This window comes from Blastomonas sp. CCH1-A6 (genome assembly GCF_001556365.1).
In the GTDB taxonomy this organism is placed as follows: domain Bacteria; phylum Pseudomonadota; class Alphaproteobacteria; order Sphingomonadales; family Sphingomonadaceae; genus Blastomonas; species Blastomonas ursincola.
Map to the genome: position 1 here is coordinate 1 of NZ_LSIS01000152.1, position 25530 is coordinate 25530.

34 protein-coding genes are annotated in these 25530 nt (G+C 63.5%); 6 read left to right on the top strand and 28 right to left on the bottom strand.

Features of this window, described 5'->3' with window-relative positions:
- Window positions 1-701: aminoglycoside 3-N-acetyltransferase (gene aac(3), locus AX735_RS05975; protein ID WP_066277184.1), on the bottom strand; the 701-nt coding region annotated here is incomplete at its 3' end.
- Between the two features lie 212 nt (window positions 702-913).
- On the opposite strand from aac(3), the gene AX735_RS05980 reads away from it, so the two are divergent.
- The 6 genes from AX735_RS05980 (at window position 914) to AX735_RS06005 (ending at window position 8475) form a co-directional block, all read left to right on the top strand.
- Window positions 914-2815, top strand: coding sequence for a PhoX family protein (locus AX735_RS05980; RefSeq protein ID WP_066277187.1), 1902 nt, complete (start codon window positions 914-916; stop codon window positions 2813-2815).
- Between the two features lie 127 nt (window positions 2816-2942).
- Window positions 2943-3938 (top strand): SDR family oxidoreductase, encoded by a 996-nt coding sequence (locus tag AX735_RS05985; protein ID WP_066277189.1) that lies wholly within the window; start codon window positions 2943-2945, stop codon window positions 3936-3938.
- A gap of 90 nt (window positions 3939-4028) precedes the next feature.
- On the top strand, window positions 4029-5129 hold the full coding sequence (gene ychF / locus AX735_RS05990) for a redox-regulated ATPase YchF (protein ID WP_066277192.1): 1101 nt from the start codon (window positions 4029-4031) through the stop codon (window positions 5127-5129).
- A gap of 71 nt (window positions 5130-5200) precedes the next feature.
- Entirely contained in the window at window positions 5201-6757 is a 1557-nt protein-coding gene (locus tag AX735_RS05995; RefSeq protein WP_066277196.1) for an alkaline phosphatase D family protein, read from the top strand.
- On the top strand, window positions 6754-7968 hold the full coding sequence (locus tag AX735_RS06000; RefSeq protein ID WP_066277199.1) for an alkaline phosphatase family protein: 1215 nt from the start codon (window positions 6754-6756) through the stop codon (window positions 7966-7968). The genes AX735_RS05995 and AX735_RS06000 overlap by 4 nt, the downstream gene beginning before the upstream one ends.
- Window positions 7969-8010: 42 nt before the next feature.
- Window positions 8011-8475, top strand: coding sequence for a MaoC family dehydratase (locus AX735_RS06005; RefSeq protein ID WP_066277202.1), 465 nt, complete (start codon window positions 8011-8013; stop codon window positions 8473-8475).
- A 12-nt stretch (window positions 8476-8487) separates the two neighbouring features.
- On the opposite strand, the gene AX735_RS06010 is transcribed toward AX735_RS06005, so the two are convergent.
- The 27 genes from AX735_RS06010 to fusA all read right to left on the bottom strand — a co-directional run bounded on the left by AX735_RS06010 (window position 8488) and on the right by fusA (window position 25432).
- The gene (locus AX735_RS06010; protein ID WP_066277206.1) at window positions 8488-9003 is read right to left on the bottom strand and encodes a hypothetical protein; all 516 of its coding nucleotides are present in this window, start codon (window positions 9001-9003) and stop codon (window positions 8488-8490) included.
- Window positions 9004-9017: 14 nt separating this feature from the next.
- Window positions 9018-9311, bottom strand: a complete 294-nt coding sequence (locus AX735_RS06015; RefSeq protein ID WP_082750957.1) for a hypothetical protein — start codon at window positions 9309-9311, stop codon at window positions 9018-9020.
- Window positions 9312-9612: 301 nt separating this feature from the next.
- Complete coding sequence (locus tag AX735_RS06020) at window positions 9613-10260, bottom strand: adenylate kinase (protein ID WP_066277215.1); 648 nt, start codon at window positions 10258-10260, stop codon at window positions 9613-9615.
- 61 nt (window positions 10261-10321) lie between these two features.
- Entirely contained in the window at window positions 10322-11689 is a 1368-nt protein-coding gene (gene secY / locus AX735_RS06025; RefSeq protein WP_066277220.1) for a preprotein translocase subunit SecY, read from the bottom strand.
- Between the two features lie 203 nt (window positions 11690-11892).
- Entirely contained in the window at window positions 11893-12393 is a 501-nt protein-coding gene (rplO, locus tag AX735_RS06030) for a 50S ribosomal protein L15 (RefSeq protein WP_066277223.1), read from the bottom strand.
- A gap of 185 nt (window positions 12394-12578) precedes the next feature.
- Window positions 12579-12755, bottom strand: coding sequence for a 50S ribosomal protein L30 (rpmD, locus tag AX735_RS06035; RefSeq protein ID WP_023837771.1), 177 nt, complete (start codon window positions 12753-12755; stop codon window positions 12579-12581).
- A 5-nt stretch (window positions 12756-12760) separates the two neighbouring features.
- Window positions 12761-13465, bottom strand: coding sequence for a 30S ribosomal protein S5 (gene rpsE, locus AX735_RS06040; protein WP_060979878.1), 705 nt, complete (start codon window positions 13463-13465; stop codon window positions 12761-12763).
- 3 nt (window positions 13466-13468) lie between these two features.
- Window positions 13469-13819 (bottom strand): 50S ribosomal protein L18, encoded by a 351-nt coding sequence (gene rplR, locus AX735_RS06045; protein ID WP_066277225.1) that lies wholly within the window; start codon window positions 13817-13819, stop codon window positions 13469-13471.
- A 3-nt stretch (window positions 13820-13822) separates the two neighbouring features.
- Window positions 13823-14356 carry a 50S ribosomal protein L6 gene (gene rplF / locus AX735_RS06050; RefSeq protein ID WP_031318019.1) on the bottom strand — a complete coding sequence of 178 codons (534 nt, stop codon included), beginning with the start codon at window positions 14354-14356 and terminating at the stop codon, window positions 13823-13825.
- Window position 14357: 1 nt separating this feature from the next.
- The gene (rpsH, locus tag AX735_RS06055; RefSeq protein WP_060979876.1) at window positions 14358-14753 is read right to left on the bottom strand and encodes a 30S ribosomal protein S8; all 396 of its coding nucleotides are present in this window, start codon (window positions 14751-14753) and stop codon (window positions 14358-14360) included.
- A 12-nt stretch (window positions 14754-14765) separates the two neighbouring features.
- The gene (rpsN, locus tag AX735_RS06060; protein ID WP_023837776.1) at window positions 14766-15071 is read right to left on the bottom strand and encodes a 30S ribosomal protein S14; all 306 of its coding nucleotides are present in this window, start codon (window positions 15069-15071) and stop codon (window positions 14766-14768) included.
- 42 nt (window positions 15072-15113) lie between these two features.
- Complete coding sequence (rplE, locus tag AX735_RS06065) at window positions 15114-15695, bottom strand: 50S ribosomal protein L5 (RefSeq protein WP_034515879.1); 582 nt, start codon at window positions 15693-15695, stop codon at window positions 15114-15116.
- The gene (gene rplX, locus AX735_RS06070) at window positions 15688-16008 is read right to left on the bottom strand and encodes a 50S ribosomal protein L24 (protein WP_023837778.1); all 321 of its coding nucleotides are present in this window, start codon (window positions 16006-16008) and stop codon (window positions 15688-15690) included. The genes rplE and rplX overlap by 8 nt, the downstream gene beginning before the upstream one ends.
- 2 nt (window positions 16009-16010) lie before the next feature.
- Window positions 16011-16379 (bottom strand): 50S ribosomal protein L14, encoded by a 369-nt coding sequence (gene rplN, locus AX735_RS06075; protein ID WP_023837779.1) that lies wholly within the window; start codon window positions 16377-16379, stop codon window positions 16011-16013.
- A 56-nt stretch (window positions 16380-16435) separates the two neighbouring features.
- A complete protein-coding gene (gene rpsQ, locus AX735_RS06080) occupies window positions 16436-16705 on the bottom strand; it encodes a 30S ribosomal protein S17 (protein ID WP_023837780.1) in 270 nt (89 codons plus the stop codon).
- A 10-nt stretch (window positions 16706-16715) separates the two neighbouring features.
- Complete coding sequence (rpmC, locus tag AX735_RS06085) at window positions 16716-16922, bottom strand: 50S ribosomal protein L29 (protein WP_023837781.1); 207 nt, start codon at window positions 16920-16922, stop codon at window positions 16716-16718.
- On the bottom strand, window positions 16922-17356 hold the full coding sequence (rplP, locus tag AX735_RS06090) for a 50S ribosomal protein L16 (RefSeq protein WP_031318020.1): 435 nt from the start codon (window positions 17354-17356) through the stop codon (window positions 16922-16924). The genes rpmC and rplP overlap by 1 nt, the downstream gene beginning before the upstream one ends.
- A gap of 30 nt (window positions 17357-17386) precedes the next feature.
- Window positions 17387-18085: a 30S ribosomal protein S3 gene (gene rpsC, locus AX735_RS06095; RefSeq protein WP_023837783.1), complete on the bottom strand. Its 699-nt coding sequence runs from the start codon at window positions 18083-18085 to the stop codon at window positions 17387-17389.
- A 3-nt stretch (window positions 18086-18088) separates the two neighbouring features.
- The gene (gene rplV, locus AX735_RS06100) at window positions 18089-18466 is read right to left on the bottom strand and encodes a 50S ribosomal protein L22 (RefSeq protein WP_060979874.1); all 378 of its coding nucleotides are present in this window, start codon (window positions 18464-18466) and stop codon (window positions 18089-18091) included.
- Window positions 18466-18741, bottom strand: coding sequence for a 30S ribosomal protein S19 (gene rpsS, locus AX735_RS06105; RefSeq protein WP_023837785.1), 276 nt, complete (start codon window positions 18739-18741; stop codon window positions 18466-18468). Before rpsS ends, rplV begins: the two co-directional genes overlap by 1 nt.
- Window positions 18742-18744: 3 nt before the next feature.
- Window positions 18745-19581: a 50S ribosomal protein L2 gene (gene rplB / locus AX735_RS06110; RefSeq protein ID WP_060979873.1), complete on the bottom strand. Its 837-nt coding sequence runs from the start codon at window positions 19579-19581 to the stop codon at window positions 18745-18747.
- A gap of 30 nt (window positions 19582-19611) precedes the next feature.
- Window positions 19612-19923 carry a 50S ribosomal protein L23 gene (locus AX735_RS06115; RefSeq protein ID WP_060979872.1) on the bottom strand — a complete coding sequence of 104 codons (312 nt, stop codon included), beginning with the start codon at window positions 19921-19923 and terminating at the stop codon, window positions 19612-19614.
- Window positions 19916-20542 (bottom strand): 50S ribosomal protein L4, encoded by a 627-nt coding sequence (gene rplD, locus AX735_RS06120; RefSeq protein WP_066277227.1) that lies wholly within the window; start codon window positions 20540-20542, stop codon window positions 19916-19918. Before rplD ends, AX735_RS06115 begins: the two co-directional genes overlap by 8 nt.
- A gap of 6 nt (window positions 20543-20548) precedes the next feature.
- Window positions 20549-21307, bottom strand: a complete 759-nt coding sequence (gene rplC / locus AX735_RS06125) for a 50S ribosomal protein L3 (protein ID WP_066277313.1) — start codon at window positions 21305-21307, stop codon at window positions 20549-20551.
- Window positions 21308-21559: 252 nt separating this feature from the next.
- The gene (gene rpsJ / locus AX735_RS06130) at window positions 21560-21871 is read right to left on the bottom strand and encodes a 30S ribosomal protein S10 (protein WP_017670443.1); all 312 of its coding nucleotides are present in this window, start codon (window positions 21869-21871) and stop codon (window positions 21560-21562) included.
- A 139-nt stretch (window positions 21872-22010) separates the two neighbouring features.
- Entirely contained in the window at window positions 22011-23201 is a 1191-nt protein-coding gene (gene tuf, locus AX735_RS06135) for an elongation factor Tu (protein ID WP_060979870.1), read from the bottom strand.
- Between the two features lie 155 nt (window positions 23202-23356).
- On the bottom strand, window positions 23357-25432 hold the full coding sequence (fusA, locus tag AX735_RS06140; protein ID WP_066277315.1) for an elongation factor G: 2076 nt from the start codon (window positions 25430-25432) through the stop codon (window positions 23357-23359).
- Window positions 25433-25530 lie beyond the last annotated feature (98 nt).

A 25530-nucleotide genomic window follows, 5' to 3' on the forward strand; every position in this document is an offset into this window, starting at 1 on the left:
CCGCCCGCCGCGAAGAAATCGCGCACGACCCGATCGAAATAGTCGTCGTCGAGCCCATCGACCACCGGATTGCCGGTGTCATATTCCTCGACCGTGCGCCACACCGTCTGCCCGTCCTCGAGAAACGGCACGTCCCAGCGGACGACGCGCTTGCCCGGGATGTCGGCAAGATGTTCGGCATGGTGGAGCAGCGTCATCGTCTCCCACGGCGCGCCGATCATCACGACCTTGCCGCCCGCCTCCACCAGCCGCGCCAGAGGAGTGCCGGGGCCATAGCCGTAATCGAGCGGGTGCGGATCGATCAGCCAAGCGGCCTTCGCCCCCAGCGCCACCATCGAGGGGCCGGGGCTGAGGCTCCGCAGCGCGCCGGGCGTGGTGCGCAGGAATTCAGGAAATGCGCCATTGTCGCGGATCGCGCGCGATGCGGCGGGATCGAAGGGCAACACATGGTCGCGCCATTCGCGCAGGATATGCCCTTCCTCGTCGCAAGCCGCTTCGGGGGCGCCCTGCCAGTCGGCATAGGCCATGACCGTGCCGTCCGCCCCCACCACCTGGCGCAGCGCCGCGATCAGTGTATCGGGCCCGGCGATCATCGGACCGATGCTGCGCAGGCCAGCATGGCCCAGCACGATATCGCCCTTCCCCAGCCCCAGCGCCGCCAGATCGCGCGCGAGATCGTCGATGGTCCAGAAACGGGTCATGGCGGCGATGTGATGCGCGCTGCCCGCGATGCCAAGATGTCTTGACCAGCAAATTGCCCCCGAAACGATGTCTTGTTGCTGACGCACAGTTTTCTTCGACCTGTCATCGCGCCGCCATCACGATCGCGCGCAACTCGGGCAACACACGCGCACGCCGTTCCAGCGCGGGGCTGAATGCGGCACCAACACCATGATTTTTCGGGGGAATCACCTTGTCTCACCTGACCGACGCTGCGCGCGCGCCCTATCGCATCGAAAATGCCGATCATGACGATCCCAACAGCCTGGAAGCGATCGTCGCGGCCAATCCGTCGCGCCGCAAGATCCTGGTGAACGGCCTGTTCGGGCTGGCGCTGGCGCCGATGGTCGCAAGCTGCGGCGGTGACGGCAATGGCGCGGGCAACAATGTCACGCTGCCCCCCAATACCGGCACCGCGCCGACGCCGACACCGACCCCGGCCCCTGCCCCCAGCTTCTCGGTCACGTTCAACTCGGTCCCGGCCAATCAGAACGACCGCGTCACCGTGCCGACCGGATATGAGACCGCCGTGCTGCTCAAGGCGGGCGATCTGATCGAGCCCGGCGTCGCCGGCTTCTCGGGCGCCTTCCCCACTCCCGGCCAGGCCGAGAAATGGGCCGGCGGCAACCATGACGGCATGGAGCTGTTCGCAATCCCGAACACCGACGCCAACACGTCGGGCGTGCTCGCGGTGAACTTCGAATATCCCGATTTCAACATCCTAATGAGCGATGCCGATGCGGCGGCGGTCACCAGCAATCCCGCTTCGGCCACCGCCGCGCAGCGCCAGCTCGCGCTCTCGGCAGTCGGCGTCGGCGTGGTCGAGATCACCAAGGGCGCGGACGGCAAATGGTCGGTCGTTCCCAATTCGCGCTACAACAAGCGCTATACCGGCAACTCGGCCTATCGCGTCGGCGGTCCGGCGGCGGGTCTGCTCAGCAACCCGATCAAGGGCACGCTCAACAACTGTGCCAGCGGCCGCACGCCGTGGAATACCTATCTCACCTGCGAGGAAACCACGGACAATTATTTCGACCCGAGCCAGCCCGCCAACGATTATGGCTGGGTGGTCGAGATCGACCCGTTCCAGGAGCTCGCCCAGCCGACCAAGCGCACCGCAATGGGCCGGTTCGACCATGAGAACACCGCGTTCATGGCCAATGCCGACCGCCGCGTCGCCTTCTACATGGGTGACGATGCGACCCCGGGCTGCATCTACAAGTTCGTGTGCGAACGCGCTTTCAGCGCCACCAACCGCGCCGCCAATATCGACATGCTCGATTTCGGCCAGCTGTTCGTCGCGCGCTTCAACGCGGACGGCACCGGCGAATGGCGCCTGCTGCAACAGGGCCAGAACGGCCTGGTCGTCGGCGCGCGCGATCCGGGCGATGTCAGCCAGTCGACCACGCCGCCTGCCGCACGCACCGTCGATTTCCGCAATCAGGCCGATGTACTGATCAACACCAAGTCGGCCGCGCGCGTCGCCGGGGGCACGGTGATGGACCGCCCCGAATGGATCACGGTGGCGCCCGACAACACTGCGATCTTCGTCGCGCTGACCAACAATTCGGGCCGCCGCGTCACCGATGCCACCAACCCGCGCGTCACCAACCGCCACGGCCACATCCTCAAGATGCGCGAATCGGGCGATTCGCCGCTCGCCACCACCTTCACCTGGGAGCTGTTCCTGCTCGCGGGCGATCCGGCGCTGCGTCCGGGCGGCGACAATCTTGTCGGCAATATCAACGGCGATACCTTCTCCAGCCCCGACGGCATCCGCATCGACCCGCAGGGCCGCCTTTGGGTGCAGACCGACCACTCAGTCCCGGGCAATTCGGGCGTCAGCGGCGTCACCATCGACCAGGCGTTCGGTCATAACGCGATGTTCCATGTCGATCAGCGCACCAAGCAGTCCAAGCGGTTCCTGGTCGGTCCGCTCGGCTGCGAGATCACGGGCATCGCCTATACGCCCAGCCTCACCGACTTCTTCGTCAACATCCAGCACCCGACGGGCAACTGGCCGATCGCCGGCGAAAAGCCGCGCTCGTCGACCATCGTGGTGACGCGGACCGACAAGCAGCCGGTCGGCAACTGATCGTACCGCAATCTTGCGCTGCGGGCTGAGGGTTAACCGTAACAAGCACGCCCAAGTCCCTGAAACATTTGCGGCCGCCAGCAGGTTTTGCGATGCTGGCGGCCGCAGTCTTTCAGGAGTGACAGCCATGGCCGAATTTCCCCATCGCCGCGACGTGCTTGGCGGCGCAGCGCTGGCCGGTATTGCCGCGTTCGCGCCCGGTGCCGCAGCGCAGTCGGCGGCAACCCCCGATCTCAAGGGCAAGTCCGTTCTCATCACCGGCGCCGCGACCGGCTTCGGCTTTCTCGGTGCACTGCATTATGCGCGCGCCGGTGCAAAGGTCTTCGCGACCATGCGCAACCTGCCACGTCCCCAGGCCAGCGAACTGCTCAACGCGGCAGAGACCGAAAAGCTGGACATCTCGGTGCTCGAGCTCGATGTCCTGTCGGATGCCATGGTCGCCAAGGCAGTGCGCGAAGCAGAGGCGCAAGCCGGTGGCGCGCTCGATGTCGTCGTCAACAATGCCGGGATCGGCATTACCGGCCCGGTCGAATTGCAGGACATGGAAGCGACGAAGCTCATCTTCGACACGAATGTCTTCGGTGCCCAGCGCGTCGCCCGCGCGGCTCTGCCCGCGATGCGCAAGGCCAAGCGCGGCCTGATCGTCAACATCTCCTCGCAGCTCGGCCGGGTGATCGTCCCCAATGGCGGGCATTATTCCGCGACCAAGTTCGCGCTCGAAGCCTTGAGCGAGCAGATGGCCTATGAACTGGTGCCACATGGCATAGACGTGACGATCATCGAACCGGGCGGCTATCCCACCGATGTCTGGCGCAACCGCAACCGCTATACCGGCGCGCTCAAGGCGCGGCTCGATGCCGAGCGCGCGACGGCCTATCCGGCGGTGGTGGCGCGCATGGGCACGGAGGACGGCAGCGGTCGCTCGGCCGACCCGATGGACGTCCCCCGCGCGATCGCCGAGATCATCGCGCTGCCCGCCGGCCAGCGTCCCCTGCGCCGTGCCGTGCATCCCGGCCCCAAACCGCAAGAAGCGATCAACGAGGTTTCAGCCAGGGTGCAGGTGCAGATGTTGGGCAGCTCCCCCTATGGCCCCTGGGTCAAGGCGGTGCATGATATCGGTTGAGCGGAGAGACTGGAATTGCCCCGGCAATGGCGCTAGGGCGCAGCCAGGGTCGGCGCAGGCGCCGACAATCACTTTCAGGCTGGGATAATCATGGGTTTCAAATGCGGTATCGTCGGGCTGCCGAATGTCGGCAAGTCCACGCTGTTCAACGCGCTGACCGAGACGCAGGCGGCGCAGGCGGCGAACTATCCGTTCTGCACGATCGAGCCCAATGTCGGCAATGTCGCAGTGCCCGATCCGCGGCTCGACAAGCTGGCCGCCATCGCGGGCAGCCAGAAGATCATCCCCACCCAGCTTGCGTTCGTCGACATTGCAGGTCTGGTGCGCGGTGCCTCGAAGGGCGAAGGCCTGGGCAACCAGTTTCTCGGCAACATTCGCGAGGTCGATGCCATCGTGCACGTGCTGCGCTGTTTCGAGGATGACGACATCCAGCATGTCGAGAACAAGGTCGATCCAATCTCGGACGCCGAGACGGTCGAGACCGAATTGCTGCTCGCCGATCTCGAAAGCCTCGAAAAGCGCGTCCCCGGCCTGGTCAAGCGCGGCCAGCAGGGCGACAAGGAATCGAAGATCGGCGCATCGGTGCTCGGCAAGGCGCTCGAACTGCTGCGCGAAGGCAAGCCCGCGCGGCTGACCGAGCCTGCCGATGACGAGGAAGCGCGCGTGCTCGCGCAGGCGCAGCTGCTCACCTCCAAGCCGGTGCTCTATGTCTGCAACGTCGACGAGGGCAGCGCGGCGGACGGCAACGCGTTCAGCGCGCGGGTGTTCGAAAAGGCGAAAGCCGAAGGTGCAGAGGCCGTCGTGGTCTCCGCCGCGATCGAATCCGAGCTGGTCGGCATGGACCATGAGGGGCGGATGGAATTCCTCTCGGACTTGGGGCTCGAGGAGACCGGCCTCGCCCGCGTCATCCGCGCCGGCTATGACCTGCTCCACCTCATCACCTTCTTCACCGTCGGCCCCAAGGAAGCGCGCGCTTGGACGGTCGAGGTGGGTTCCAAGGCCCCGCAGGCGGCAGGCGAGATCCACAGCGATTTCGAACGCGGCTTCATCCGCGCCGAGACCATCGCCTATGACGATTACATCGCGCTGAACGGCGAGGCCGGTGCCCGCGATGCCGGCAAGCTGCGCCAGGAAGGCAAGGAATATGTCGTGCAGGACGGCGACGTGCTGCACTTCAAGTTCAACGTCTGATCCGTCACCGGCCTGTCAGATAATCCGGGCATGGCGGTGTTGCGCCGCCACCCCTCGAAGGACCACGACCGATGCTCTCACGCCGCCTGTTCATCGCTGCCGCGCCGCTTGCTCTCGCCGCGCCCGGCATCCTCAGGGCGCAGAGCGTGTTCCGCACCTTCCCGTTCGCACTGGGCATCGCCTCGGGCGATCCCTCGCCCGACGGTTTCGTGATCTGGACCCGGCTCGCGCCCGATCCGCTCGAAGCGCATGGCGGCATGCCGATGTCGCCCATGGCGGTCGACTGGGAGGTGGCGAGCGACGACCGTTTCGCCACGATCGTCGCCAAGGGCCAGGTTATCGCCCGTCCCGAGACCGCGCACAGCGTGCATGTCGAGGTCAGCGGGCTGCAGCCGCATCGCCCCTATTGGTATCGCTTCACCGCGGGCGGCGAGCGCAGCTTTGCCGGGCGCGCGCGCACGCTGCCGCTTGCGCAGGCGGCGGTCGAGCGGCTCAAGTTCGGCGTGGTCGGCTGCCAGAATTTCGAGGACGGCTATTACGGCGCGTACAATCACCTCGCGCGCGAGGACCTCGATTTCGTGTTCCACTACGGCGACTATATCTACGAATATGGCGGCAGCCCGACCCGCGCCAATTATTTCAGCGGCAGCCTGCAGGTGCCGGTGCGTCTGCATGTCGGCCAGAATCTCTACGACCTGGCCGATTACCGCCAGCGCTATGCGCAGACCAAGACCGATACCGACCTGCAGCGCGCGCATGCCGCGCACAGCTTTTTCCCGACCTTCGACGATCACGAGATCGAGAACAACTGGGTCGCCGGGATCAGCGGCGGCAACGACGTGCCGGCAGAGTATTTCGCGCTGCGCCGCGCCGCCGCACTCCAGGCATGGTACGAGCATATGCCGATCCGCCGCGCCAACATGCCGCGCTTCGGCACCGGCATCTTCCACCGCACTGCGCGCTTCGGCAACCTCGCCGAACTGCAGCTGCTCGACACCCGGTCCTATCGCAGCGATCAGGCGTGCGACGACGGCTTCAAGCCGATCTGCGAGGGCGTGGGCGACAAAACCGCGCAGGTGCTGGGCGCAGAGCAGGAAGAATGGCTCGCGCGCAACCTCAAGCGCAACACCGCGCGCTGGAACTGCCTGGCGCAACAGATCATGATGATGAGCCTCGACCGCAGGCGGGCCGCGAACGAGGACACGCGCATCGCCAACATGGACAGCTGGGCCAGCTATGAAGTGCCGCGCCAGCGGATGCTCGCCCGGATGGCGGGGCTGGGCAATGTCGTGGTGCTGACCGGCGACGAGCATCAGAATTTCGTCGGAGATCTGGTCCATCAGGACAAGGTCGTGGGCACCGAGATCGTCGCCACCTCGATCAGCAGCGGCGGCGACGGATCGGATCTGCGCTATGGCAGCGAGCAGATGATGAAGAACAATCCCGAGCTCAAGTTCCTCAACGACCAGCGCGGCTATGTGGTCTGCGAGGTCACGCCCGAGGCCTGGCTGAGCCATTTCCAGGTCGTGGACAAGGTATCGGTGCGGCAGAACAGCATCAAGCGCCGCGCGACGGCAGAGGTGGCGCACGGCACGCCCGGCGCGCGGATGACCGGGCTGTCGGCATGATCGCGCGGCTGGTCGCAGCGCTGCTCGCGCTGGCGCTCGCGGCCCCTGCCTCTGCCCAGGCTGAGGATGCCGACCCGCCGGTCACGATCCTGATCTCGATCGACGGGATGCGTCCCGACTATCTCGAGCGCGGGCTGACGCCGAACCTTGCCGAATTCCGCCAGCGCGGCGTCGCGGCGGCGATGCGGCCGAGCTTCCCCAGCAAGACCTTCCCCAATCACTACACCATCGTCACCGGCAAGCGCCCCGACCGCAACGGCATTGTCGGTAACATGATGATCGACCCCGTCCGCCCCGACCAGATGTTCAGCATGGGCGATGCGCGCCAGGCGCTCGATCCGTTCTGGTGGGCTGAGGCCGAGCCGGTCTGGATCACCGCCGAAAAGGCGGGCGTGCGCACTGCGACGATGTTCTGGCCAGGCAGCGAGGTTGCGCATGACGGCCGCCGTCCGAGCGACTGGCTGCGCTTCGACCAGAATATCGGCAATGCGCAGCGCGTGAACACCGTACTCGACTGGATGCGCCGACCGGCTGCGATCCGTCCGCGCCTCGTCACCATGTATTTCGATACCGTCGACACCGCCGGGCACCGGTTCGGCCCGGGCCGCTCGCCCGAGCTCGACGCCGCGATTGCAGAGGTCGATGCGCGGATCGGCGATCTGGTGCGCGGGGTCGAGGCCCTCGGCGTGCGCGCCAATTTCGTCATCACCGCCGACCATGGCATGGCCGAAACCGCCGAGACCCGCGTGATCCAGCTCGACGAGCTGATCGACCGCGCCAGCTATATCGCGGTCGAGGCCGGGCCCTATGCCGCGATCGAACCGGCAGCGGGCACTGACGACCGCGTCTATCAGGCGCTGCTGAAGCCGCACGACCATATGGCCTGCCATCGCAAGGAGCAGCTCCCTGAGCATCTGCATTATGGCAGGAACCCGCGCGTCGCCGCGATCATCTGCGTTGCCGAGATCGGCTGGACAATCCTGTCCGGTACCCCGCCCTATCCGGTCAAAGGGGGCGCGCATGGCTATGATCCCGCCCATGCCGATATGCACGCGCTGTTCATGGCCTTCGGCCCCTCGATCCGCCCAACCGAGACGCTGCCGCTGTTCGACAATGTCGATGTCTATCCGCTGCTCGCGGCGCTGACCGGGATCGCGCCCCTGCCCTCGGATGGCAATCCTGCGACGCTCGCTCCGCTGCTGGCGCGCTGATTTTGCTTGCAAATACAAGGTTGCGGATCAAGACTTAAGCCCATGATCCATTATGAAGACCTGGAAGTCGGCACGACTTCGAAATTCGGCCATTATGACGTCACCCGCGAGGAGGTGATGGAATTTGCCCGGAAATACGATCCGCAGCCCTTCCACCTCGACGACGAGGCCGCGGCGCAGACGCATTTCGGGCGGCTGTCGGCGAGCGGCTGGCATACCTGCGCGATGATGATGGCGATGCTGGTCGAAAACATGAAGACCACGCGCCAGGCGGGTCTGGGATCGCCTGGCATGGACAATCTGCGCTGGGTGAAGCCCGTCTATCCGGGCGACACGCTGCGCATCGAGACCACGATCATCGAGAAGCGCCGGTCGAAGAACCGTCCGGACATGGGCCTGTTCAAGTCCGATCTCGTCATCTTCAACCAGAATGACGAGCCGGTGATGACGCTGCGCAGCAACGGCCTGATCAAGGTGCGCAATCCCGAAGCGCCGATCGAGGACTGAGCGCGCCGGGGCTCAGTTGCAGGCCCAGAACCCGTCCTTGTAGGCGAAGGCCGGTCCGTCGCTGTCGCTGACCTGCATGCTCGCCGCGCTGCCCGCAGCCTCCTTGCCCGAGGCCGAGACCATCAGCGTCACGCCCTCGCCCGCAAAGCTGCCCCCGGTCTGCTGAACGGGACCCGATGCCGCAACCTGCACCGTCCTGCCCGCGACCGAGACCATCGCCTTGCCGCCGGTCTTGCTGGCCACCAGCACCGGCAGCGCGCCCTGGGCCGGGCTGAAGCGGCACGCGCCGGTCTCCAGCCCTGCCTCGCCGATCGCGCTCGACAGCAGCGGCTCGAGCTTCGATCCCTCGGCATCGACCGCCTGCACGCCCGTCACCGGAGCAGGCGTCGCGCCGCCCGCCGAGGCCGACACGGTGCCTTCCGCGGCGGTAGCGCCACCGTCGAGCGTCACCAGCTCATCCTGCTTGGCAGGCTCGCTGCTGCACGCTGCAAGCAGCGCCAGCGGGAGAACCACGGTCAACCTTTTCATCAAGAAATGCTCCCTCAACCGGGCAGGATGCCCACCGCCAGTTCGGCCCAGACGAGCAGGAAGGCAAGTGCAATTGCCGCGATCAGTATCGCCCGGTTCACCGGCTTGCGAGCAAATCGCACCGCCAGCTCACCCGCAAGACCACCAACACCAATCAGAAGTGCAAACGCCACAAAATCCTCGGCGCCCCAGTTCACCTCACGCGTGAACAGCATCGCGATGGCAGGCGCCACGAGCAACGCGGCCGCCGCGGACCACGCAATCTGGCGCGGCGTGAATCGGGCATTGTGCGCAGTCGTGATGTTCATCGTTCGATCTCCTGCCCCCGCGAGCCCAAATTATACTGGCAGTTCACAGGCTTGCACAGCCCCAGCTGCGCGCGAAGGATGGCGGCACGAGACAGACGCATGCACTCCCCACCTCTCCCTCGATGGGAGAGGTAGCGAGACTTGCCAGCTTGCTGGCTAGTCGCAGCAGTGAGGGTGTTGGTGCCGCGGAGCGCAACCGCGCGGCGATGACAGCGGGGTACAATCCGGAGCGATCACCCCCACCCAACCCTCCCCCATCGAGGGGGAGGGCTTAGGGAGCGATACCGCAATCAGGGCAAATTTAACCGTTCAAGACGTCCGCGATCTGGCCAGCGACAGCATCCATGCTCGCCATGCCATCGACGCGGCTGACGATGCTGCGCGCTTCGTAGATCGGCAGGATCGGTGCGGTCTTGGCGCGATATTCGGCCATGCGCGTGCGCACGGTTTCCTCATTATCGTCCGGGCGACGCTTGAACTCGGTCGAGCCGCACTTGTCGCACACGCCTTCCTTGGCGGGCAGCTTGTAGCGGTCGTGATAGCCCTCGCCGCAATTGGCGCAGGTGAAGCGGCCGGTGATGCGATCGACCAGCGCGTCCTCGTTCACCTCGAGCTCGATGACATGGTGCAGGCTGCGGCCACGCGCTTCCAGAATCTCGTCGAGCGATTCGGCCTGGGCCGCAGTGCGCGGATAGCCGTCGAAGATGATGCCGGTCTCGGGCGACAGCTCGTCGAGCGCATCGCCGATGATCCCGGAGACGATCTCGTCGGAGACGAGCTCGCCCGCCTCCATCACCGCCTTGGCCTTGAGCCCGATCGGCGTGCCCGCCTTGACCGCCGCGCGCAGCATGTCGCCGGTCGACAGCTGCTTCATGCCGCGTTCGTCGACCAGACGCTGGGCCTGGGTGCCCTTGCCCGCGCCCGGAGGGCCCAAAAGAATGATATTCATGGGTAATCCATCCCCCAACGGGCCGGTTGTGCCCGGCCCCGACTATCCTCAAACGCTGCGCTTAGCGCAAGCGTCCCTTCAGCTTCGCCTTCTTGATCAGGTCGGCATATTGATGCGCCAGCAGATGGCTCTGGATCTGGGTGATCGTATCGACAGTGACGTTGACGACGATCAGCAGGCTGGTGCCGCCCAGGAAGAACAGCGGAATGCCGGTTTGCGCAATCACATATTCGGGCAGCACGCAGACAAAGGTCAGGTACGCCGCGCCGACCACGGTGATGCGGGTGAGCACATAATCCAGATAGGTCGCCGTGTTCTTGCCCGGACGGATGCCGGGGATGAAGCCGCCATTCTTCTTCAGGTTCTCCGACGTCTCTTCCGGGTTGAAGACCACGGCGGTGTAGAAGAAGCAGAAGAAGATGATGCCGAGCGCATAGAGCGTCATGTACAGCGGCTGGCCATGCGCCAGATACTGGTTGAGCGTCTGCAGCACGCCACCGGCGGTCGAGGCGGGATCGACCGAATTGCCCGCGAACTGCGTGATCGTCAGCGGCATGAGCAGCAGCGACGAGGCGAAGATCGGCGGGATCACGCCGGCGGTGTTGATCTTGAGCGGAAGATGGCTGCGATCAGCTTGCATCACGCCGCGCTGCGTCGCGCGCTTGGGATACTGGATCAGCACGCGGCGCTGCGCGCGCTCCATGAAGCTGATCAACAGCACCAGGCCGACGATCATCGCGATCATGGTGACGATGGCAAAGGGCGAGATCGAGCCGGTACGGCCGCCTTCGAACAGCTGCGCGCCGAACACCGGCATCTGCGCGACGATGCCCGCCATGATGATCAGCGAAATGCCGTTGCCGATGCCGCGCGCGGTGATCTGTTCGCCCAGCCACATCAGGAACATGGTGCCGCCGACAAGGCTGATCACCGCGCCAACGCGGAACATGATGCCCGGATCGATCACGGCCTGGATGCCGCTGGCGCCGGCATAGGATTCGAGACCCACGGCGATGAAATAGCCCTGCATGGCGGTGAGGAACACAGTGCCATAGCGCGTATACTGGTTCAGCTTCTTACGGCCCGACTCGCCTTCCTTCTTGATCGCGGCGAGCTGCGGCGAAAGCGAGGCGGCGAGCTGCACGACGATCGAGGCGGTGATGTAGGGCATCACGCCCAGCGCGATCAGGCTCATGCGCTCGAGCGAACCACCCGAAAAGGTGTTGAAGATGTCTAGAACGCCGCCCTTGGTCTGCTGGTACAGCGCGGCCAGAGCGGTGGGATCGACGCCGGGGAGCGGAACATAGCTCAGCAGGCGAAAGATGATGAGAGCGCCGATCGTGAACCAGATGCGGTTCTTCAGATCGGTCGCCTGGCTGAATTTCGCCAGGCTGAAATTGCTAGCCAGATTGTCGGCCCGTGATGCCATGAAACCTGTATCCCAAAAAGCGGCCCATTGAGCGCCCATGCTGGCGCGTGGCCGAAAATTCTGTCCGAAGCGCCTAAGCCCCCGCGCCTGTCCGCCCCAGCGACAACAGAGCGCAGCGATACCGCCTTGGGGCGCTTCAAGCAAGACGCCCCGCGCTCACCATATCGGGAGGCGGGGCGTGCTTGACAAGCCGACCTTCGAGGTCAGGCTTTCTTTTCGCGTTCCGGCTTGCGGTACGGTTCGCGCGGAGCGATGATCTCGACCTTGCCGCCAGCCTTTTCGATGGCTTCGACTGCCGACTTCGACGCACCGGCGACCGCGAAGGTCACCTTGGCGGTCAGTTCACCCTTGGCGAGCAGACGCACGCCGTCCTTGCCGCCGCGCGACAGACCGGCAGCGCGGAGCGCAGCCTGATCGACGGTCGCATCGGTGGCGAGCTTGCCGGCATCGATGAACTTCTGGATCATGCCCAGGTTGACGATGTCATAGTCCTTGCCGAACGGATTGTTGAAACCGCGCTTCGGGATGCGCATGTGGAGCGGCATCTGGCCGCCTTCAAATCCGGCGATCGACACGCCCGAGCGGCTGGTCTGGCCCTTCTGGCCGCGACCGCTGGTCTTCCCCTTGCCCGAGCCAATACCGCGTCCGACGCGCATACGGCCCTTGCGGGCGCCCTTGTTGTCGTTGATTTCGTTCAGTTTCATGGGTGCACTCGCTTTCGCTTTGTTCGCGCTGATAAAAATTCTCTCCCCTTCAGGGGAGAGATAAGCAGCCTTGCCAACCTGCTGGCTAGGCGCAGTAGAGAGGGGCTGGCCGTAGCGCAAGCCCCTCCCCTAAGCTTCACTGCGTGAAGCTGTCCCTCTCCCGTGAAGGGAGAGGGAGAAGAAGGTCAATCGACGATCGTCACCATGTGACGGACCTTCTGGATCATGCCGCGAATTTCGGGCGTGTCCGTGTGTTCCACCACGCGATTCATCTTGCCGAGGCCCAGGCCAGCCAGCACCTTGCGCTGCGATTCCGGGCGACGGATCGGCGATCCGGTCTGCTTTACCTTGATGGTTGCCATGTCGATTACTCCGTGATCGCGGCGGCTTCGACCTCGGCGACAGCAGCCGATGCTCCGCCACGGCCCAGCAGGTCGGCAACCTTCTTGCCACGACGCGCTGCCACCGACTTGGGGCTGGTCTGTTCGCCGAGCGCCTCGAAGGTCGCGCGGATCATGTTATAGGGGTTCGAGGTGCCATTGGACTTGGTCACAACGTCGGCCACGCCCAGGCTTTCGAACACGGCGCGCATCGGACCACCGGCGATGATGCCAGTACCCTGGGGCGCGCTGCGCAGCGTCACCTTGCCCGCACCGAAATGGCCCTTGCCGTCATGGTGCAGCGTGCGGCCTTCCTTGAGCGGAACGCGGATCATCTTCTTTTTGGCAGCGGCGGTCGCCTTGCTGATGGCCTCAGGCACTTCGCGCGCCTTGCCATGGCCGAAGCCCGCACGACCCTGACCGTCACCGACCACGACCAGTGCCGCGAAACCGAAGCGCTTGCCGCCCTTCACGGTCTTCGACACGCGGTTGATGTGGACGAGCTTCTCGATCAGCTCTTCGCCCTGCTCTTCATCGCGCTTGTTGCGATCGTCACGACGGCCACGGCCGCCGCGCTCACCGCCACGATCATTGCCACCACGGCCACGACCGCGACCACCACGGCCCTGACGCTGCTCACCCTGGGGGAAGCCGTCGGTGCCGCCTTCTGCGTTGTTCAGTTCATCTGCCATCGCTTAAAACTCCAGACCGCCTTCGCGAGCGGCATCGGCCAGGGCCTTGACCCGGCCATGAAAAATGAAACCGCCACGGTCGAACACAACGGTGGTGACACCAGCCTGCTTGCCGGCTTCCGCGATCTTCTTGCCAACGGCGATCGCATCGGCAACGGTCGCGCCGGTGCCCTTGCTGCCCTTGGTCAGCGTCGAAGCGGCTGCCAGAGTCTTGCCAGCCTCATCATCGATGATCTGCGCATAGATGTGCTTGCCGGTGCGGTGCACCGAAAGACGGGGACGTCCGCCTGCCCGCTTGCGCAGCGAAGTGCGCACGCGCTGACGGCGACGATCGAACAAAGAGAGCTTCGCCATGGCTTACTTCTTCTTCCCTTCCTTGCGGAAGATAAACTCGCCCGCATATTTGATACCCTTGCCCTTGTAGGGCTCCGGCTTGCGCCAGCGACGGATCTCGGCAGCCACCTGGCCCACCTTCTGGCGATCGCTGCCCGAAATGTGGATGGTGGTCTGGTCCGGGGTCTTGATGTCGATGCCATCGGGGATGGCGAAATCGACGTCATGGCTGTAGCCGAGCTGCAGCTTGAGGTTGCTGCCCTGCACGTTGGCACGATAGCCGACGCCGGTGATGTTCAGCGTCTTGGTGAAACCTTCGGTCACGCCGACCACCAGGTTCTGCACCAGCGTGCGCTGCATGCCCCAGAACGCGCGAGCGCGACGGGTGCCGTTTGCGGGCTTCACCGACAGCTCACCATCGGTGAGGTCGTAGGTGATGTCCGGAACGGTCGGCATCGACAGTTCGCCCTTGGGACCCTTCATGGTGATGACACCATCGCCCATGGTGGCGGTGACGCCTGCGGGAATTGCCACAGGCTTTTTACCAATGCGGCTCATATCAGAATACCTCCGCCAGCACCTCGCCGCCGACATTCTGTTCGCGCGCTTCAGCGTCGGACAGAACACCGCGGGGGGTGGATACGATGGTGATGCCAAGGCCGTTGCGCACAATCGGCAGTTCCTTGGAACCCGAATAGACGCGGCGGCCAGGCTTGGACACGCGCGCGACATGCTTGATCGCGGGCTGGCCCTCGAAATACTTCAGCTCGATGCGCAGGCCCTTGTGACGGCCCAGCAGCTCTTCGCTATATCCGCGGATATAGCCTTCGCGCTGCAGCACATCGAGAACGCGGGCGCGCAGGTTCGACGCCGGCGACATCACGCTGTCCTTCCTGGCCTGCTGGCCATTGCGGATGCGGGTGAGCATATCGCCCAGAGGATCGGTCATTGCCATATCATCAAATCCTTACCAGCTGGACTTCGTAACGCCCGGGATCAGGCCCTTGTTGGCCAGATCACGCAGCTCGATACGGCAGAGCCCGAACTTGCGGTAATAAGCGCGCGGACGACCGGTGGTGTTGCAACGGTTGCGCACGCGCGTGGGGTTCGCGTTGCGGGGCAGCTCGGCCATCTTCAGCCGGGCGATCAGACGCTCGGTCTCATCCAGGCTGGTGTCTTCTGCCTTCGCACGGAGACGCGCATAACGGCCAGCATACTGCTTGACCATCTTCTTGCGACGCTCGTTCTTGTTGATGGAACTCAGTTTCGCCATGACTTAAGTTCTCGCCTTTCTAAAATGCGAGACGGAGGGCAATCAAGCCGCCGCCTTTTCCTGGGTTTCCTCAACCGGGAACGGGAAGCCGAAGAGGCGCAGCAGTTCGCGCGCTTCATCGTCCGTCTTGGCGGTCGTGGTCACGATGATGTCCATTCCACGCACAGCGTCGATCTGGTCGTAGCTGATTTCGGGGAAAATGATCTGCTCCTTCAGGCCCATGGCATAGTTGCCACGACCGTCGAAGCTCTTGGGGTTCAGGCCACGGAAGTCGCGGATGCGCGGCATCGCGATCGTCACCAGACGATCGAGAAACTCGTACATGCGCTCCTTGCGCAGGGTCACCTTGCAGCCGATCGGCATGCCTTCGCGCAGCTTGAACTGGGCGATCGACTTGCGCGCCTTGGTGATCACGGGCTTCTGGCCGGCAATCAGCTCCATTTCGGCAGCGGCGGTGGTCACCTTCTTCTTGTCCTGGCTGCCTTCGCCGACACCCATGTTGATGGTGATCTTTTCCAGCTTGGGAACCTGCATGGGGTTCTTGTAGCCGAACTTTTCCTGCATCGCCTTGGCGATGACGTCGTCATAGCGCTGACGCAGGCGGGGCACGTACTTATCAGCCATCGATCTTCTCCCCGGACTTCACGGCCACGCGGACCTTCTTGCCGTCGACCGTCTCGAAGCGAACGCGCGTGGGCGCACCGGTCTTCGGGTCGGCAACAGCGACCTTGGAAATGTGCAGCGGAGCCTCGACGCGGTCCAGGCCACCCTGGGGGTTTGCCTGGCTCGGCTTGCGATGGCGAACCATCACGTTCAGGCCCGAAACGACGACCTTGTCGTCCTTCGGCATCACCTTGGTAACGGTGCCGTTGCGGCCCTTGTCCTTGCCGGACAGGACGACGACCTTGTCACCCTTTTTGATCTTAGCGCTCGCCATGATTACAGCACCTCCGGAGCCAGCGAGATGATCTTCATGTGCTTGCGCGCGCGCAGCTCACGGACCACCGGGCCAAAAATACGGGTGCCGATGGGCTCATCGTTCTTGTTGATGAGCACGGCAGCGTTGCTGTCGAAGCGGATGACGCTGCCGTCGGCGCGGCGCACGTCCTTGGCGGTGCGCACGATGACGGCGCGGTGCACGTCACCCTTCTTCACGCGGCCGCGCGGCGCGGCTTCCTTGACGGAGACGACGATGATGTCGCCCACGCCGGCGAAGCGACGCTTCGATCCGCCGAGAACCTTGATGCACTGGACGCGCTTCGCGCCACTGTTGTCAGCGACATCAAGATTGGATTGCATCTGGATCATGGATCCGTTTCCTTCTTGTCTGGCTTGCCGGAACCGGTCCGGCAGTTCCTAATGGCTTACGCTTCGCTCGAAGCTTCGGGCGCCTTGTGGGTGTTCACCCGATCCAGCACCTTCCAGGTCTTCAGCTTGGAAATCGGAGCCGTCTCCTCGATGCGGACGGTTTCGCCTTCCTTGAAGCTGTTGTTCTCGTCATGCGCGTGATACTTCTTCGAACGACGGATGATCTTCCCGTACAGCGGGTGCTTCACCTTGCGCTCGACATTCACCACCACGGTCTTGTCGCCCTTGTCGGAGACCACCGTTCCGGTCAGAACTCGTTTCGGCATATCGGCCTCCTTACTTTGCTGCAGTGCGAGCGCGCTCGCTCTGCAGGGTCTTGATGCGGGCAATCGTGCGACGCACTTCGCGGACGCGCGCGGGGCGCTCCAGCTGGTTGGTCGCGGCCTGGAAGCGCAGGTTGAACGCTTCCTTCTTCAGCGCACCCAGCTCAGCGGTCAGCTGATCGTCGGTCTTCTGCTGAAGGTCTTCGTAAATCTTGCTCATCACTCACCTCCCAGGTGCGACGTATCGCCCAGGCGCGCCACGACCTTGGTCTTGATCGGCAGCTTCATCGCAGCACGCTCGAACGCCACCGCGGCGATCGGACCAGGAACACCATCCAGTTCGAACAGGATGCGACCCGGCTTCACGCGGGCGGCCCAATATTCGACCGAACCCTTGCCCTTGCCCTGACGGACTTCGGCGGGCTTCTTGGTCACCGGCACGTCCGGGAACACGCGGATCCACAAACGTCCCTGACGCTTGATGTGACGCGTGATCGCACGACGGGCGGCTTCGATCTGGCGTGCGGTGATCCGCTCGGGCTCCAGCGCCTTCAGGCCGTACGACCCGAAATTGAGGCTCGTTCCGCCCGGCGCATTGCCGCTGATCCGGCCCTTGAAAGCCTTGCGGAACTTCATTTTCTTCGGTTGCAGCATGATGCTCTACCTTGTCTGTCTGTTCTGGGCTCAGCGGGCCGGGCGGACGCCGGAAGTCTGCGCTTCCATCATCAGCCGGTCCTGCGCCATCGGATCGTGTCCAAGGATTTCGCCCTTGAAGATCCAGCACTTGATGCCGATGATGCCGTACGCGGTGAGCGCTTCGGCTTCGGCATAGTCGACATTGGCACGCAGCGTGTGCAGCGGAACGCGGCCTTCGCGATACTGCTCGGTGCGGGCGATTTCGGCGCCGCCGAGACGGCCGCCGCACATCACCTTGATGCCTTCTGCGCCCAGACGCATCGCCGACTGCATCGCGCGCTTCATCGCACGACGGAAGGCAACGCGGCGGATCAGCTGGTCGGCAATGCCCTGCGCGACGAGCTTGGCGTCGATTTCGGGCTTGCGGATCTCGACGATGTTGAGCTTGACCTCACCACCTTCGATCAGACCTTCCAGCGTCTTGCGCAGCTTCTCGATGTCCGCGCCCTTCTTGCCGATGATGACACCGGGACGGGCAGCGTAGATCGAGACGCGGCACAGCTTGGCCGGGCGCTCGATGACCACCTTGGAGATCGCGGCCTGGGGCAGCGTCTTCATGATGTACTTGCGCAGCTCGATGTCTTCCTTGAGCAGACGCGCATAGTCGCGACCTTCGGCGAACCAGCGGCTGTCCCAGGTACGGTTGATCTGCAGACGCAGGCCAATCGGATTGCTCTTGTGACCCATGGCTTACGCTTCCTCTTGTTCGCGCACGACGATGCGCAGGCGGCTGAACGGCTTCACGATGCGGCTGGAACGGCCACGTGCGCGGGTCATGAACCGCTTCATCGTGATCGCCTTGCCAACGCTCGCTTCAGCGACGACCAGCGCGTCGACATCGAGGTTGTGGTTGTTTTCCGCGTTGGCGATAGCCGACGCGAGGACCTTCTTGGCGTCGACAGCCATGGCCTTCTTCGAGAAGGACAGGATGTTCATCGCCTCTTCGGCCTTCTTGCCACGGATCAGGGCGGCCACGAGGTTGAGCTTCTGCGCCGAACCACGGATGGTGGTACCGACGGCCAGTGCCTCATTTTCGCCCACGCGGCGCGGAGATTTTGCCTTGCCCATTAGCGCTTGCCCTTCTTGTCAGCAGCGTGGCCAGGGAAGGTGCGGGTCGGAGCGAATTCGCCCAGCTTGTGACCCACCATGTCTTCGTTGACCGCCACGGGAATGAATTTGTGGCCGTTGTACACGTTGAACGTCAGGCCGACGAATTGCGGCAGGATCGTCGAACGACGCGACCAGGTCTTGATCGGAGCACGGCCGCCAGCGTCCTGCGCCGCCTCTGCCTTCTTCAGCAGATACAGGTCGAAGAACGGCCCTTTTTTGATGGAGCGAGCCATGACTTACCTCTTCTTCTTCGCGTGACGCGACCGGATGATCATCTTGTCGGTCGACTTGTTCTTACGAGTGCGCATACCCTTGGTCGGCTTGCCCCACGGGGTCACCGGATGACGGCCACCCGAGGTGCGGCCTTCACCACCACCATGCGGGTGATCGACCGGGTTCTTGGCAACACCGCGCGTCAGCGGGCGCTTGCCCATCCAGCGCTTGCGACCGGCCTTGGCGAAGTTCTGGTTGCTGTTGTCGGGGTTCGAAACCGCGCCAACGGTGCCCATGCAGGCGCCGGGGATGTAACGCTGTTCGCCCGAGTTCAGACGGACCATCACCATGCCGCGGTCGCGCCCTACGACCTGTGCATAGGTGCCTGCCGAACGTGCGATCTGACCGCCCTTGCCCGGCTTCATTTCCACATTGTGGATGATGGTGCCGACCGGCATCTGCGCCAGCTTCATGGCGTTGCCCGGCTTCACGTCGGTCTTTTCGCCGGCGATCACGGTATCGCCCACAGCCAGACGCTGCGGCGCCAGGATATAGGCCAGTTCGCCGTCTTCGTACTTGATCAGCGCGATGAACGCGGTGCGGTTGGGATCATATTCGATCCGCTCCACAGTGCCGGGGACGTCAAGCTTGCGACGCTTGAAGTCGACGATGCGGTAACGCTGCTTGTGACCGCCAGCGATGCCGCGCGAAGTCACGTGACCCTTGTTGTTGCGGCCACCGGTCTTGCGCTTGCCTTCGGTCAGCGCCTTGACCGGGCCACCCTTGTACAGGTCGCTGCGGTCGACAAGGATCAGGCCGCGACGGCCCGGGCTTGTCGGATTATAGGATTTGAGTGCCATATCTGTATCCTGTCAGCTTGCCGACCGCGCTCAGACGCCGGTGGTGACGTCGATCGACTGGCCTTCGGCCAAACGAACAACGGCTTTCTTGATGTCGGTGCGGGTATAGGGACGACCCTTCCAGCGCTTGGTCTTGCCCTTCTGGACGAGGGTGTTGACACCCACGACCTTGACATCGAACAGCGCTTCGACCGCAGCCTTGATCTGCGGCTTGGTGGCGTCCTGGCTGACCTTGAAGACCACCGAGTTGCTTTCGCTGAGCAGCGTCGACTTTTCGGTGATGTGCGGGGCCACGATCACGTCGTAATGACGGGTATCGATGGTGTCGGATTTCTTAGCCATTGAACCGGGCCTCCAGCTTTTCAACAGCGGCGCGGGTCAGCACCAGCGTATCGTGTTTCAGGATGTCATAGACATTGGCACCGACGGCGGGCAGCACGTTCAGACCGATCAGGTTGGCCGAAGCCTTCTTGAAATTGTCGTTCACGGCATCGCCATCGATGAACAGCGCCTTCTTGCCCAGGCCGAGCTTGCCGAGCTGAGCGGCCAGCGCCTTCGTCTTGGCTTCGCCGAGATCCAGCGATTCCACGACGATCAGGCTCTCGCTGGCGACCTTCGAGGACAGAGCCATCTTCAGGCCGAGCGCGCGGACCTTCTTGTTGAGCGACGGGTTGAAGTCACGGACGCGGGGACCGTGAGCCTTACCACCGCCGACGAAGATCGGAGCACGACGATCGCCGTGACGAGCGGTACCGCCGCCCTTCTGACGACCGAACTTCTTGCCGGTGCGCGCAACATCGCTGCGCTCGCGGGCCGCACGGGCAGTGCCGCGACGGTTTTCGAGCTGCCAGGTGATCACGCGGTGCAGAATGTCTGCACGCGGGGTCACGCCGAACACGTCATCGTTGAGTTCGATGTCGCCCTTGGCAGTGGCGTCGAGGGTTTGAACCTTGAGCTTCATGACCGATTAACCCTCCTGGCCGTCGGTTGCTTCCACAGCGGCCACGTCTTCAGCAGGCGTGTCGGCGGGAGCATTGTCGTTATTGCCCGCAGCAGAGCGGATCGCGGCGGGGTACGGAGCGTCGGCGTGGCGCGGAACCTTGACGGCATCGCGAACCATCAGCCAGCCGCCCTTCGAACCGGGGACCGAACCCTTGACGAAGATCAGGCCGCGCGCTTCGTCGGTGCGGACGACTTCCAGGTTCTGCTGGGTGCGCTGACGGTCGCCCATGTGGCCGGCCATCTTCTTGTTCTTGAAGACCTTGCCCGGATCCTGACGCTGACCGGTCGAACCATGGGCACGGTGCGAGATCGACACGCCGTGCGAGGCGCGCATACCCCCGAAGCCCCAGCGCTTCATGGCGCCGGCAAAGCCCTTACCCTGGGTGTGGCCGGTAATGTCGACCAGCTGACCGGGGATGAAGTGGTTGGCAGAAATGGTGGCACCCACGTCGAGGATCGCATCGTCGGCGACGCGGAACTCGGCCATCAGCATCTTGGGAGCGACTTCTGCCTTGGCAAAATGCTCGCGCTGCGGCTTGTTGACGTTCTTGGGCTTGGCAGCTCCGGCACCCAGCTGGACCGCGACGTAACCGTCACGCTCCTGGTTCTTCACCGAAACCACCTGGCAATCTTCCAGCGACAGGACGGTGACGGGCACGTGCCGGCCATCTTCCTGAAACAGGCGGGTCATCCCGACTTTTTTCGCGATCACGCCAGTGCGCATGATCATTCTCCCAATAGAGGCCCGTCTGCGTGATTGCTCGCGGGCGTATCCAACGAAAAACCCCCAAGGCGTGAACCTTGAGGGCCAACCCGAATTTTGATGATCACCCCGTCCGGGTTGGCTTTTCCCCTCCTGCGAGCCGCGGGAGGGAAAAGACGGGGGACCAGAGCCGCAGCAATGGCTGCGCGGTATCCCTTAGGCCCCTGCCCTTTCGGGCAGAGATGCCCGGACCTGGGCCCGGGCGGACTGGCCTCAGGCCAGCTTGATCTCGACGTTGACGCCAGCGGCCAGTTCGAGCTTCATCAGAGCATCGACAGTGGCCGGGGTCGGCTGGACGATATCCAGCAGACGCTTGTAGGTGCGCACCTCGAACTGCTCGCGCGACTTCTTGTCGACATGCGGGCCGCGGTTCACGGTGAACTTCTCGATGCGCGTCGGCAGCGGAATGGGGCCACGAATGAGAGCGCCGGTGCGGCGGGCGGTGTCGGCGATGTCGCCGGTCGCCTGATCGAGCACGCGATGATCAAATGCCTTGAGGCGAATACGGATATTCTGCGTTTCCATTACCACTTTACCGATGCGAAAGAGCGAAAAACAAACCGCCCCAGAAACCCGTTGATCCCTGGTGGGACCGAACGCCGGGGCGGCCTATAAAAATTCCATCTCCCGGACGAATCAGTTCCGTCCGCGAGATGGCCCTATATTACTTGGTGATCGTGCTGACAACCCCCGAACCGACGGTACGGCCACCTTCGCGGATAGCGAAGCGCAGACCCGGATCCATCGCGATCGGAGCGATCAGCTTCACGCCGATCGTCACGTTGTCGCCGGGCATCACCATCTCGGTGCCCTCGGGCAGGATCACTTCACCGGTCACGTCGGTCGTGCGGAAGTAGAACTGCGGACGATAGTTGGCGAAGAACGGCGTATGACGGCCACCTTCGTCCTTCGACAGCACGTAGACTTCTGCGTTGAACTCGGTGTGCGGCGTAACCGAACCGGGCTTGCAGAGAACCTGACCACGCTCGACTTCCTCACGGGCAACGCCGCGGACGAGAGCGCCGATGTTGTCGCCGGCTTCACCCTGGTCGAGCAGCTTGCGGAACATTTCGACGCCGGTCACGACGGTCTTGCGGGTGTCCTTCAGACCGACGATTTCGACTTCTTCGCCAACCTTGACGATGCCGGTTTCGACGCGGCCGGTCACAACGGTACCACGACCCGAGATCGAGAACACGTCTTCCACGGGCATCAGGAACGGCTTGTCGACGGGACGAGCCGGCTGGGGGATGTACGAGTCAACAGCGGCCATCAGCGCGTTGATCGAGTCCTTGCCGATATTGTCGTCGCGACCTTCCAGAGCGGCCAGAGCCGAACCCTTGACGATCGGAATATCGTCGCCGGGGAAGTCGTACGAGCTGAGCAGTTCGCGAACTTCGAGTTCGACGAGCTCGAGGATTTCCTCGTCGTCGACCTGGTCGACCTTGTTCATGTACACGACCAGAGCGGGCACGCCGACCTGACGGGCAAGCAGGATGTGCTCGCGGGTCTGCGGCATCGGGCCGTCAGCAGCGTTCACCACCAGGATCGCGCCGTCCATCTGGGCGGCACCGGTGATCATGTTCTTCACATAGTCAGCGTGACCCGGGCAGTCGACGTGCGCATAGTGACGGGCTTCGGTTTCATATTCGACGTGTGCGGTCGAAATGGTGATGCCGCGCTCGCGCTCTTCGGGAGCCTTGTCGATGTTCGCATAATCGGTGAAGGTTGCGCCGCCGGTTTCAGCGAGCACCTTGGTGATGGCTGCGGTCAGCGTGGTCTTGCCATGGTCGACGTGACCGATGGTACCGATATTGCAGTGCGGCTTGGTCCGCTCAAATTTAGCCTTGGCCATTTTTTCCTACCTTCGTTCTTTACTATCTGTGGGATAGTCCGGGCCGCGCTCTGGCCGGACTGCCCAAAACTGTCAACACCCTAATGAAAGCCCGACGCGCCGGTCAGCGCGATTCGGCGGGCTAAGGTCGAGCGCCTATAGCGATTATGCCCGGCTTATGCCAGCTTCTCCTTGACCTCGGCCGCGACATTCGCCGGGACCTCGTCATAGTGAGAGAACTGCATCGTGTACTGCGCACGTCCCTGGGTGAAGGAACGCAGCTGGTTCACGTATCCGAACATGTTTGCGAGCGGCACGATCGCTTCCACCGCCTGCGCGTTGCCACGCGTGTCGGTGCCCTGGATCTGGCCGCGACGGCTGTTCAAGTCGCCGATGACGTCGCCCAGATAATCTTCCGGCGTCACCACCTCGACCTTCATGATCGGCTCGAGCAGCTTAATGCCGGCCTTCTGCGCAGCTTCGCGCATGGCGGCACGGCCTGCGATTTCGAACGCCAGCGCCGAGGAGTCGACGTCATGATACGCACCGTCATACAGGTCGATCTCGAAGTCGATGATCGGGAAGCCGACCAGCGAGCCCGAAGCCGCCGTCTCGCGCATGCCCTTCTCGACCGCGGGGATATATTCCTTCGGAATGTTACCGCCCTTGACCGAGTCGACGAACGTAATGCCCGATCCGCGCTCGCCCGGCGTCAGCTTGAACTTGACGCGGCCGAACTGACCCGAACCACCCGACTGCTTCTTGTGGGTATAGTCGATGTCCACGGGCTTGGCGAGATATTCGCGATACGCCACCTGCGGCGCACCCACGTTCGCTTCCACCTTGAATTCGCGCTTCATGCGGTCGACCAGGATTTCCAGGTGAAGTTCACCCATGCCCTTGATGATCGTCTGGCCGCTTTCGGCATCCGACGACACGCGGAACGACGGGTCTTCGCGGGCAAGGCGGTTGAGCGCCACGCCCATCTTCTCCTGGTCGGCCTTGGTCTTGGGCTCGACCGAGAGTTCGATCACCGGCTCGGGGAATTCCATCCGCTCGAGGATGATCGGCGCGTTCGAAGCGCACAGCGTGTCCCCGGTGGTGGTTTCCTTCAGGCCCGCCAGAGCGACGATGTCGCCGGCATAGGCTTCCGAAATGTCTTCGCGGCTGTTGGCATGCATCAGCAGCATGCGGCCAACCTTTTCCTTCTTGTCCTTGACCGAGTTGGTCACCGAGGTACCGGCTTCCAGCTTGCCCGAATAGATGCGGGCGAAGGTCAGGGTTCCGACGAACGGGTCGTTCATGATCTTGAACGCCAGCGCGCTGAACGGCGCATCGTCAGCCGGCGGACGGGTGTCCTTGGTCTCGCCGTCGAGCTTGACACCTTCCACATCGGGAATGTCGAGCGGCGAAGGCAGATAGTCGACCACGGCGTCGAGCAGCGGCTGCACGCCCTTGTTCTTGAACGCCGAACCGCACAGCACGGGCACGAACGAGAAGTTCAGCGTACCCTTGCGGATCAGCTTCTTGATGGTGTCGGCGTCGGGCTCGTTGCCTTCGAGATACTGTTCCATCACCGCATCGTCCTGTTCGACGACGGTCTCGATCAGCTCGGCGCGCGCGGCTTCGGCGGCATCCTTCAGATCATCGGGGATGTCGGTATAGTCAAACTTCGCGCCCAGCGCTTCGTTCTGCCAGATGATCGCGCGGTTGTGCACCAGATCGACCAGGCCGATGAACGAGCTTTCGATGCCGATCGGGAGATACAGCACCAGCGGACGCGCGCCCAGACGGTCGCGGATCATGTCGACGCAGCGCTCGAAGCTCGCGCCGGTGCGGTCCAGCTTGTTGACGAAGCACATGCGCGGCACGCGGTACTTTTCCGCCTGGCGCCACACGGTTTCCGACTGCGGCTCAACGCCGGCCACGCCGTCGAAACAGGCGACCGCACCGTCGAGCACGCGCAGCGAACGTTCGACTTCGATGGTGAAGTCCACGTGGCCCGGGGTGTCGATGATGTTGATGCGGTGATCGTTCCAGAAACAGGTCGTCGCAGCCGACGTGATCGTGATGCCGCGCTCCTGCTCCTGCTCCATCCAGTCCATGGTCGCAGCGCCGTCGTGCACTTCACCGATCTTGTACGACTTGCCGGTATAATAGAGAATCCGCTCGGTCGTGGTGGTCTTGCCCGCATCGATATGGGCCATGATGCCGATATTGCGGTACTTCTCCAGGGGATGGCTGCGTGCCATGATCTCAAACTCCAAGATTTGGGGGCGTAATTTGCCGCGCCCTATAATGAAGCCCCGGCGCTTTGACCAGCGCGAATTGGCTCATGACGGGATGCAGC